Here is an 11,566-nt window from a genome sequence, read left to right on the forward strand (position 1 = left end):
GAAAAAAAATAAAACAAAAAAAACTTGACAAAAATAAGTCTGTGCAAAACTTATTATTTTTTAGTTATATTCCTGAAAAAAAGCTAAAAAGAATGGAGCGTTTCCGCTCCATTCCTGTTCACTAAAACTTAACTTAATTAAAAATACTTTCACTGACAAGGTTAACTACAAAACCGCCGATACATAACCAGAAAAATATAATTAAACCTAAAATAAGCGGTTTTGCGCCCGCTTTTTTAATCGCATCAATATGTGTTGTTAATCCTAATGCCGACATTGCCATCATCAACAATAAAGTATCCAATTCAACCAACCAATGTGTAATCACTTCGGGAATAATTGGGAATGAATTTAAAACGGCAACTAAAACAAACCAAACCGCAAACCAAGGAATATTAATTTTTCTTGATTCACTTGATACTTGATTACGACTTAATGAAAATGATAATGCTAACAAGAATGGCGCTAACATCATTACACGAATCATTTTGGTAATCACAGCACTATCCGCCACTTGGTTACTGATATTCTGTCCTGCAGCATAAACCTGTGCTACTTCGTGTACGGTCGAACCAATATAAATCCCAAATTGATATTCACTGATATAGTGGCTTAACAACGGATATAACATTGGGTAGGCAAACATTGCCAACGTACCAAAAATCACAACTGTAGCGATAGCTACCGATACTTTATGCGATTGTGCTTTGACCACAGGTTCCGCCGCCATCACCGCAGCAGCCCCACAAATACTGGCGCCAGTCGCACATAAATAAGTGATTTCTTTATCAATTTTTAGCCACTTTCGCCCCAACCAGCAAGTAATAAAGAAAGTAGAAATCAACATAATTGCGTCTGTTACAATGGCATTAATCCCCACTGAACCAATTTGTTGAAATGTGATGCGGAAACCATACAGAATAATACCCGCTCTCAGTAAAATACCTTTAGAAAAATTAACGCCTTCGTGTGATACTTGGGCAATATTAGGGTAAATCGTATTTCCAACAAGCATCCCTATCAAAATGGCAAAAGTTAATGCACTAATACCAATTGAACTACCGATGCCGAAATAATTAAGAGTAAATGCTACTGCGGTCACTGCTCCAGAAAGCAATAAACCAGGAATTAAAGACATAATTTTCATATTATGAATCCAAAAGGAAAATGTAATAAATACACTAAATTAAGAGGGTTATTATTTTAGCAAGCTACTTCCCAAAAGGGATCTACTTTTTTGAAAAAATGTGGTGATTACGTATTAATTCAGCTCAATCGTGATATATGTTAAAATCCGCTCACAACTTTTATTGTTAAATTGATTATGAAAAAGAACAGTAAGCCTTTTATTTTACATTCAGACTTCAAACCTTCCGGCGATCAACCCACAGCCATCGCTAAACTGGTGGAAAATTTAAATGACGGTCTAGCACACCAAACACTGCTTGGTGTAACTGGTTCTGGTAAAACCTTTACTATTGCTAATGTCATTGCACAATTAAATCGTCCAGCAATGATTTTTGCTCCAAATAAAACATTAGCCGCCCAGCTCTATGCTGAAATGAAAGCTTTCTTCCCAGAAAATGCAGTTGAATATTTCGTTTCCTACTATGATTACTATCAACCGGAAGCCTATGTACCTGCAAGCGACACTTTTATTGAAAAAGATGCCTCGATTAATGATCAAATTGAACAAATGCGACTTTCTGCAACAAAATCTTTTTTGGAAAGACGGGATACCATCGTGGTAACCTCTGTTTCTGCTATTTACGGTTTGGGTGATCCAGACTCTTATCTAAAAATGATGTTACATCTACAAACTGGCTCAATTATTGATCAACGAGAAATCCTCTCTCATCTTGCCTCCTTACAATATACCCGCAATGATCACGCCTTTCAGCGCGGTACATTCCGCGTTCACGGTGAAGTGATTGATATATTCCCAGCAGAATCGGATGATGTAGCCTTACGCGTAGAGCTTTTTGATGAAGAGGTCGAACGATTAAGTCTATTCGATCCTCTCACCAATCGCTCTTTCGGAGCTGTGCCACGTTATACCGTTTATCCAAAAACACACTATGTTACACCTAGAGAACGCATTTTAGAGGCTATTGAACAAATCAAACTGGAGTTGGCTCAACGCAGAGAGTATTTCATCAAAGAGAATAAATTGCTTGAAGAACAACGCATTACTCAACGAACACAATTCGATATTGAAATGATGAACGAATTAGGTTACTGCTCCGGAATAGAAAACTATTCACGTTACCTTTCTGGGCGTAAAGAGGGTGAGCCACCACCGACACTGTTCGATTACATTCCGAATGATGGCTTATTAATTATCGATGAATCACACGTTACTGTTCCACAAATCGGTGGTATGTATAGAGGTGATCGCTCAAGAAAAGAAACTTTAGTTGAATACGGTTTTCGTCTGCCTTCAGCATTAGACAACCGCCCATTACGTTTTGAAGAGTTTGAACGCCTCGCCCCACAAACCATCTATGTTTCAGCAACCCCCGGACCTTATGAGCTAGAAAAATCCGGTGATGAAATTATAGATCAAGTCGTTCGTCCAACCGGCTTATTAGATCCTGAAATTGAAGTTCGTCCGGTAGGAACTCAAGTTGACGATTTACTTTCTGAAATTCGCTTACGCGTTGAAAAAAATGAACGTGTATTAGTCACTACTTTAACGAAAAAAATGGCTGAAGACTTAACCGATTATCTGGCAGAACACGGAGTATTAGTTCGCTATTTACATTCAGATATTGATACGGTTGAACGGGTTGAAATTATCCGAGATCTTCGCGCCGGTGAATTTGATGTTTTAGTTGGAATTAACTTGTTACGAGAAGGTTTAGATATGCCGGAAGTTTCTTTGGTTGCTATTTTGGATGCAGATAAAGAGGGCTTTTTACGTTCCGAACGCTCGTTAATTCAGACAATCGGTCGTGCAGCGCGTAACTTAAACGGTAAAGCCATTCTTTATGCCGATCGCATCACACCATCAATGCAAAAAGCCATTGATGAAACTGAGCGCCGCCGTCAAAAACAGCAGGCTTATAATGAGCAACACGGTATCGTACCGAAAGCACTGAATAAAAAAATCGGTGAAATTTTGGATATTGGTCAAAGTGCCAATCAAAAAGCGAAAAAACAACGCTTACCGAAAGCAGCTGAACCGGCAGCAACTTATGAAATGCTTGATAATGCCAAAGATCTACAAAAACAAATTAAACATCTTGAACAACAGATGTATAAATTTGCTCAGGATTTAGAATTTGAAAAAGCTGCTCAAACAAGAGATCAACTTCACGCTCTGCGTGATCGTTTTATAACGCTACAAGGCGATTAATTAATAAAAAACCCGTAAGTTTTCCAACCTACGGGTTTCAATTTCTCATAATAAAATTATTTACCTAAATTATCGAAGAAACGTTTTACACCATCTAAAAAGCCTTTTTCCTTGGGGCGATGCTGATTGCGTCCTTCTAAACTCTTCTCAAATTTTTGTAGCAATTCCTTCTGTTCTTTATTTAACTTAACCGGTGTTTCTACAATCACACGACAAATTAAATCACCTTGATAGTGAGAACGTGTCGAAGTGACACCTTTACCACGTAAACGGAATAATTTACCTGTTTGAGTTTCTTCCGGAATTTTTAATTTTACTTTGCCATCTAATGTCGGAACTTCAATTTCACCGCCTAATGCAGCTAAAGTAAAACTGATCGGTACTTCACAATAAAGATTATTACCGTCACGTTGAAAAATATCGTGTTCTTTTACGTGAATTACCACATAAAGATCACCCGCCGGTGCGCCATTCTCACCTGCTGCACCTTCACCGCTTAAGCGAAGCTGACTTCCAGTATCCACGCCTGCCGGCACTTTAACGGAAAGATTTTTATATTTATGAACTCGTCCGTCACCGTGACAGCTATCACAAGGTTGTTCAATAATTTTACCTGTGCCGTGACAATGAGGGCAGGTCTGTTCCTGCACAAAGAAACCGCTTTGACGGCGAATTCGACCGGAACCGTGACAATAACTACAGGTTTCCACTTTTGAACCGGCTTTAGCACCGGAACCGTGACAACTATCACAAGTTGCCAAAGTTGCAATACGAATATCTTTGGTAACGCCTTTCACCGCTTCTTCAAGCGTAAGCTCCAAGTCGTAACGTAAATCTTCACCTCTGACAACACGTTGACGACCTCTGCCACCACCGAACATATCGCTGAAAATATCACCGAAAATATCGCCGAAATCTGCCCCACCGAATCCACCGGCACCGGCTCCGCCTTGCTCAAAGGCAGCGTGTCCATATTGATCATAGGCAGCACGTTTTTCTTTGTCGCCTAATACTTCATAAGCTTCTTGAACTTCTTTAAATTTCGCTTCTGCTTCTTTATCGCCGGGATTACGGTCTGGGTGAAATTTCATTGCCAAGCGTTTATAAGCTTTCTTAATTGCTTTTTCATCATCCGATTTTGAAACGCCTAACACTTCATAATAATCACGCTTTGCCATTCGTTATCCTACTTTTAGTTGATTATTAACCTTTGAATACAGTAAAAGGGCGAGGTGTTTAGCCGTCGCCCATGGGGTAAATTGTAGCAGCTCGAAAAACTCAAGCCGCTACATCAGGAGGATAGATTATTTATTATCCTTAACCTCTTCAAACTCAGCATCTACGACATCATCGCCGTTATTTTTCGCACCGCTTTGTGCTTGTTGTTGCTGAGCCTGACCGGCTTGTGCTTGCTGTTGAGCAGCTTGCATTAATTTTTCTGCTGCTTGAATCAAAGCTTGAGTTTTTGCTTCAATTTCTGCTTTATCTTCGCCTTTCGCCGCAGTTTCAAGTTCATTTACTGCTTTTTCAATCGCTGCTTTATCGTCTGCTGCAAGATTTGCACCTACTTCACCTAACTGTTTACGAGTTGTGTGAACCAAGTGATCCGCTTGGTTACGAGCTTGAACTAACTCTTCAAATTTACGGTCAGCTTCAGCATTTGCTTCTGCATCACGCACCATTTGTTGAATTTCTTCATCACTTAAACCGGAAGAGGCTTTAATAGTGATTTGTTGTTCTTTACCTGTACCTTTATCTTTCGCAGAAACGTGGATAATACCGTCCGCATCAATGTCAAAAGTCACTTCGATCTGTGGCATACCACGAGGTGCTGGGTTAATACCTTCCAAATTAAACTGACCAAGTGATTTGTTGTCTGCCGCACGTTTACGTTCACCTTGCAACACGTGAATAGTTACTGCACTTTGGTTATCTTCAGCGGTTGAGAACACTTGTGACTTCTTAGTCGGAATAGTTGTGTTCTTTTCAATCAAGGTAGTCATTACGCCACCCATTGTTTCGATACCGAGTGATAACGGAGTCACATCAAGTAACAATACGTCTTTTACATCACCAGCCAACACACCGCCTTGAACAGCCGCACCAATCGCTACTGCTTCATCCGGGTTCACATCTTTACGAGGTTCTTTTCCGAAGAATTCAGCCACTTTCTGTTGTACCAACGGCATACGGGTTTGACCACCGACCAAAATCACATCATCAATATCTGATACTGTTAAATCAGCATCTTTCAAAGCAACACGGATTGGATCCATTGATTTTGCAACTAAGTCTTCAACTAAAGATTCCAATTTTGCACGGGTTAATTTGATATTTAAATGTTTTGGTCCTGTCGCATCCGCTGTGATATACGGTAAATTCACGTCTGTTTGTTGTGCTGAAGAAAGTTCGATCTTCGCTTTTTCACCAGCCTCTTTCAAACGTTGCATTGCTAACGGATCATTGCGTAAATCAATACCCTGTTCTTTTTTGAACTCATCAACTAAGTAATTAATTACTCGGTTATCAAAGTCTTCACCACCCAAGTGAGTATCACCATTGGTTGCTAATACTTCAAACGTTTTTTCACCATCTACTTCATCAATTTCGATAATAGATAAGTCAAATGTACCACCACCTAAGTCATATACTGCAATAGTATGGTTACCTTTACCTTTATCTAAGCCATAAGCTAATGCTGCTGCTGTTGGTTCGTTAATAATACGTTTAACATCTAAGCCTGCAATTCGACCTGCATCTTTAGTTGCTTGACGTTGAGCATCATTAAAGTAAGCAGGTACAGTAATTACTGCTTCAGTAACCGGTTCGCCTAAGAAATCTTCTGCTGTTTTCTTCATTTTTTTCAATACTTCAGCAGAAATTTGAGGAGGTGCCATTTTTTCACCTTTCACTTCTACCCACGCATCACCATTATCTGCTTTAACAATATCAAACGGCATAATGCTGACATCACGTTGAACTTCCTCATCAGTAAAACGACGACCAATCAAACGTTTAATTGCGAATAGTGTGTTTTTCGGATTAGTTACCGCTTGGCGTTTAGCTGGTTGACCAACTAATGTTTCGCCATCTTGAGTATAAGCAATGATAGAAGGCGTTGTACGATCTCCTTCCGCATTTTCAATAACACGCGGTTTATCGCCATCCATCACTGCCACACATGAATTTGTTGTACCTAAGTCAATACCAATAATTTTTCCCATAATCTTTATTCTCCTGATTTTAAATTCGTTTTTAACATCGACTAAATAGGGTTCATTCTAAAATTTACAAGGGATAATTTTTTATTAATCCTCAGTCTTTCATAGAACCCACATCATTCGTGCCACAATAAATTGAACTTAAAATCCAATTTTCAAGGGCAACTTTAAAAAATTTTTTTAATTTTTTTCATCAATACCATTTTTCTTGATGTTAAATTGTAGTTAGGGCTTAGCAGCTGCTTGATTAACGTGTATATTTATCAACGAAATTATCTGATCGACAATAACACCATCACATTTAATGAGGATTTTATGGATTCACACTTACAACCGTTTGAACACACTCTTATTCAAATCGTTAAGCAAGATGTTGTACCAGCACTTGGTTGTACCGAACCGATCTCATTGGCGTTAGCATCCGCTACTGCAGCAAAATATCTAGGACACAACAACATTGAAAGAATCGAAGCAAAAGTATCGCCGAACTTAATGAAAAATGGATTAGGAGTTTCTGTTCCCGGTACCGGAATGGTGGGCTTACCAATTGCTGCCGCTATTGGTGCCATTGGAGGCAATGCTGATAGCGGTTTAGAAGTGCTAAAAAATATTACATCTCAACAGGTTGAAAAGGCAAAACAGTTGCTACAAACTGGTGTCGTTGCTGTTACCATTAAGCAAACTGATCATATTTTATATGCAGAATCAACACTTTATAGCGGAAACGACTGGGTTCGCGTCATCATTGAAGAACAACACACTCGCATTACTTCCATTGAAAAAAATGGTCAGATATTGTATCAAAACCCAATTCAAACAATAGATGACGCTTCGCAGCATCACATTTTTAATCAACTTAATGCAAAAGATATTTTCGACTTCTCAATGCAGGTCGACTTAGAAAAAATCACTTTTATTAATCAGGCAGAAATACTTAACGCCGCCTTATCTCAAGAAGGTTTACGACAAGATTACGGTTTACATATTGGTCGTACTTTACAAAAACATATCGGCGACGGATTGCTTTCTGATGATCTGCTCTCTCGTATAATGATCCAAACAACAGCCGCCTCCGATGCACGAATGGGTGGTGCAACGTTACCAGCAATGAGTAATTCTGGCTCTGGAAATCAAGGCATTACCGCCACTATGCCAGTTGTTGTTGTCGCCAATCATCTCAATATTTACGGCGAACAACGTACTCGAGCGCTGTTTTTATCACATTTAATCGCGATTTTTATTCACAGCAAATTACCTAAGCTATCCGCACTTTGTGCAGTCACTACTGCGGCAATGGGAAGCTGTGCCGGTATTTCCTACCTGCTCACCAATAAATTTGACACGGCAGCAATGGCAATCAGCAGTATGATTGGTGATATCAGCGGAATGTTGTGTGACGGTGCCGCTAACAGCTGTGCAATGAAAGTGTCAACCAGCGTAACCTCCGCCTATAAATCGGTGCTAATGGCAATTAATCAGACCGGCGTAACCGGTGATGAAGGGATTGTTGAACATACTATTGATCGCAGCATTGATAATTTATGCGCTATTGCTTGTAAAAGTATGCAGCATACTGATTTTCAAATTATTGAAATTATGGCAAATAAACCGCAAAATCAATGCAAATAAACCACTCGTTTACAAGGAAAAATTATGCAAAAAAAATCACTCACTATTACTGTTGTCGCCTTAGCTGCGATAAGTGCCGTCTGGCTTGGCGGCACTTGGTATACGGGCTCAAAAATTGAAGAACAATATCTCAAACAAATTGACGACATCAACCAACAAGGTTGGATCAAAATTGATGATGTACAGCTAGAACGCCACTTTTTTTTCAGTGATCTTCAATATCAACTTAATATTGATGAATATAGTTATCCGATTCAAACTAAAATTTATCACGGCCCATTGCCGCTTAATAAATTAAGTCAGTTCAAACTGCTGCCAGTGATGGCTTCCAGTGAATCAACGTTGCAAACCGATAATCAAAACAAAAACTTGCCTTTCTACTTGAAAAACGGCGAAAAAAATTACGTCGCTGCCAACCCTTTTACATTAAAAATTGATATAGATTATCAACAAGCTATGGATCTGAATTTTCATTTTTCACCGGGTGAATACCAATCCGATGAAAATAAAATTGTTTGGTCCGGCGGTGAATACAAACTTAAATTGGATCAGGCGAAAAATATTCACTATTCAATTAACTTAGATGATTTCCGTTTTATTTTACAATCGGAACAAAAAAATATTGATAGCAACATTTTAATACAAGGCTTAACTTCCGAAGGAAAATTAAAATTAACCAATTTACGCTATTTGCCGATCGGTGACATCAAAACCACAATAAAACGTGCCGAGTTTAACTTTAGATCTCAGGCAAACTCCGCCTATGTCAGCAATATCTCAAAAGATCAAAGCAGCACCGTGAAATTAACACAAGATGGAAACTTTTATGCTATTGATATAGACGGTGATATTGCAGATGTATTAATGAATGAACAATCACTTTATTCACAAACCCTAAAATTACAATTCAAACATTTAAGCGGTGCCGATTTAGATAATTTGTTCGATGCCAGTTTAAAGGAAGATCAAACTCGACTTCATAATTCACTCACTAATTTATTTAATCAACAACCACAATTAGTGATTGCACCATTATCATTGAAAAATAGTGATGGAGAAGCAACATTGAAGGCTAATATTCAGACAGCACCACAAGCCGTGGCCAATCTAACACAAGGCTTACCGGATCAATTTTTTGATTCATTGAATATTCATTTAAATCTCGAAAAACCGTTCTTAAATGGGGTTATTAATAATTATGCGACCGCAATGAACAAAATATTTGAGAACAATAAACAAGTTGAACCAATTAATCCGGAAAGACTGCAACAGATCCTGCAAACAAAACTGCAACAACAGGTGACACAAGGCATTTTGCTTGAAACAAAAAATGCATATCAGCTCAATTTAGAACAAAAAGAGGGAGAACTTTATCTTAACCAACAGCAAATACCAAAAGAAGCTTTAGCATTTTTATTAATCTCATTATTTTGATATAACACTGTCTTCCTTTTAAAAAAGGAAGACATACATCATTTATATTTTCAACCGAGCTACTATAGCCCTTCATTAACTAACCTTTTCTTTGCTAGTAAAGCTAAACAAATTGAGCTCGTTAATACTATCAATAATGTTAATGTAACAAATGAAAAAATAATACTGAATATAGCAATTACACCTGACAATAAGGAGGATAATGCCTCCGAAGTATTAGCTAATGTTGAGAAAATACCAAAATTTTTTCCTATATTATTTTTTTCAGAATAGGTTTGTATTACGGTAACCAATGTTATATCCACAAAAGCTCCACATACCCCCAATATAAAAGAAAAAGGTAAAAAGATATCAAATGAAAAGAATGAAAAAACAGCTAAACAAAAAAGAATAACACCATAAACAACCCAGAAAAACATTAATTTATTAGGCGTTACTATATTTACACACTTATTATAAATTAATCCTCCAATAATAGTTCCAAATGCCATTAAAGAAAAAATATAGCTAGTAAAAATCTCACCTTTACCCAAAAAAACCGTCACCGCTGGAATAATAAAACGTAATACTGAACCAGTAAACAGGATACAAATTCCAGATCCTATAATCACAATGAATAATTTATTATTAACACGATATAAATAATCAAGACTTAAACACGTATCTTTGTATATTTTTGAAACATTAAACACTTCTTTTTTTCGCGCATCTAACTTACTTAAATTAAAAATAATAAGAATAGATAAAAAGTAAGTTATTGCATTAAACATCAACACCCACGATTTATTTACAGCTATTGATAAAATAAAAGAACAAATTAATGGACCAAGTACCATTGCCATTTCCTCAGCAATTTGAGAAATACTATTTGCATACCCTAGATTTTTATTAGAAACAATTTTTGGAATTGCAGTTCTAAAACTTGGCTGAAAAATACTTCTTCCGATAGTAGTCAGAACAGAAGATAGTATTAATATATAAATATTAATATTCTCATAAAAATATGAAATAAAAAGCAAACAGGTCACTATCAATCTAACTATTTCACTAAATAGTAAAGTATTCTTAATATCTTTATTATCAGCCAACCATCCACCTATAGGACCAAAAAATAAGAATGGAATGAACCTAAAAAAATACACAACTCCAGTAAGAATATAGTTACCACCTGTAATTTCTAGAACAATAAAAACAAATACAACCTCATAAGAGTAATCTCCTAGCTTTGAAATAAATAAAGACGATAATAGTGATGGGAAATTTCTAATTGTTAATAATGCCCGCATTATCCCACCTCAATACTAAATCGAAAAGCACCTAAAGAAGAAACACCTTTTATCAACTCAAATACACTTACATTTTTTATTGAATAATTAGAACATATAAAATCAACACACTTACTAGAAAAACTAAGAGATATTCCCATACCAATACACATATGTACCCCTGAACCAAATGATAATGGCTTTTCATATCTATTTAAAGAAAATTCAAATGGATTTTTAAAAACATTAGGATCAAAATTAGCCATTCCAGTATAAAACATAATCCTACCCCCTTTTTTAAAAATAAAATCTTTATAATTAATATTTTGAGTAACTATTCTTCCCATACATAAAATAGGACTACACAATCGAGATGACTCAGTGATAATATCCCTAACATTTTCTCTTGTCACTGATAAATTAAATTTATAAATATTATAAAGAGAAGCAACAATAAGTTGCATAGTAGTTTGATGAGCTGCAATATATGTAACAACTATATCAGAGGTATTTATATCAGTAGTATTATAGAACCTTTTAAATACATCAAAAATTATTAAAAAAGATTTTACTATAGAAATAAAATGTTCCTTATCCCTTACTCTTCCATCGAAAAGCATTCCAACATTCTCTGCATGTTTAGTTAATGTAGTGATCCA

General features: G+C 36.8%; 8 protein-coding genes. 3 read left to right on the top strand and 5 right to left on the bottom strand.

The features are described from left to right. Positions 1–133: 133 nt before the first annotated feature. Positions 134–1,147 (bottom strand): YeiH family protein, encoded by a 1,014-nt coding sequence (locus QV04_RS11025; RefSeq protein ID WP_039141536.1) that lies wholly within the window; start codon positions 1,145–1,147, stop codon positions 134–136. 171 nt (positions 1,148–1,318) lie between these two features. Between QV04_RS11025 and uvrB the strand changes: the two genes are divergently transcribed. Next, positions 1,319–3,358, top strand: coding sequence for an excinuclease ABC subunit UvrB (uvrB, locus tag QV04_RS11030; protein WP_156539668.1), 2,040 nt, complete (start codon positions 1,319–1,321; stop codon positions 3,356–3,358). A 56-nt stretch (positions 3,359–3,414) separates the two neighbouring features. On the opposite strand, the gene dnaJ is transcribed toward uvrB, so the two are convergent. Together dnaJ and dnaK are read right to left on the bottom strand one after the other, a co-directional pair. Then, on the bottom strand, positions 3,415–4,536 hold the full coding sequence (gene dnaJ / locus QV04_RS11035) for a molecular chaperone DnaJ (RefSeq protein ID WP_039141542.1): 1,122 nt from the start codon (positions 4,534–4,536) through the stop codon (positions 3,415–3,417). A gap of 126 nt (positions 4,537–4,662) precedes the next feature. Further along, entirely contained in the window at positions 4,663–6,582 is a 1,920-nt protein-coding gene (dnaK, locus tag QV04_RS11040; RefSeq protein WP_065230447.1) for a molecular chaperone DnaK, read from the bottom strand. A gap of 312 nt (positions 6,583–6,894) precedes the next feature. On the opposite strand from dnaK, the gene QV04_RS11045 reads away from it, so the two are divergent. Further along, complete coding sequence (locus tag QV04_RS11045; protein WP_065230446.1) at positions 6,895–8,208, top strand: serine dehydratase subunit alpha family protein; 1,314 nt, start codon at positions 6,895–6,897, stop codon at positions 8,206–8,208. A gap of 24 nt (positions 8,209–8,232) precedes the next feature. Continuing rightward, positions 8,233–9,642 (top strand): YdgA family protein, encoded by a 1,410-nt coding sequence (locus tag QV04_RS11050; RefSeq protein ID WP_039174395.1) that lies wholly within the window; start codon positions 8,233–8,235, stop codon positions 9,640–9,642. A 62-nt stretch (positions 9,643–9,704) separates the two neighbouring features. On the opposite strand, the gene QV04_RS11055 is transcribed toward QV04_RS11050, so the two are convergent. Next, on the bottom strand, positions 9,705–10,928 hold the full coding sequence (locus QV04_RS11055) for an MFS transporter (RefSeq protein WP_065230445.1): 1,224 nt from the start codon (positions 10,926–10,928) through the stop codon (positions 9,705–9,707). After that, positions 10,928–11,566 (bottom strand): cytochrome P450 (locus QV04_RS11435; RefSeq protein WP_197494829.1); only part of this gene is annotated, 639 nt, incomplete at its 5' end. The genes QV04_RS11055 and QV04_RS11435, both read right to left, overlap by 1 nt.

The sequence above is a fragment of the Gallibacterium genomosp. 1 genome, assembly GCF_001678575.1.
Taxonomy (GTDB): Bacteria; Pseudomonadota; Gammaproteobacteria; order Enterobacterales; family Pasteurellaceae; genus Gallibacterium.

Excerpts from the sequence above, each read along its gene's own strand:
- QV04_RS11025 (WP_039141536.1), bottom strand. The coding sequence starts at position 1,147 with ATGAAAATTATGTCTTTAATTCCTGGTTTATTGCTTTCTGGAGCAGTG.
- dnaJ (WP_039141542.1), bottom strand. The coding sequence starts at position 4,536 with ATGGCAAAGCGTGATTATTATGAAGTGTTAGGCGTTTCAAAATCGGAT.
- dnaK (WP_065230447.1), bottom strand. The coding sequence starts at position 6,582 with ATGGGAAAAATTATTGGTATTGACTTAGGTACAACAAATTCATGTGTG.
- QV04_RS11045 (WP_065230446.1), top strand. The coding sequence starts at position 6,895 with ATGGATTCACACTTACAACCGTTTGAACACACTCTTATTCAAATCGTT.
- QV04_RS11050 (WP_039174395.1), top strand. The coding sequence starts at position 8,233 with ATGCAAAAAAAATCACTCACTATTACTGTTGTCGCCTTAGCTGCGATA.
- QV04_RS11055 (WP_065230445.1), bottom strand. The coding sequence starts at position 10,928 with ATGCGGGCATTATTAACAATTAGAAATTTCCCATCACTATTATCGTCT.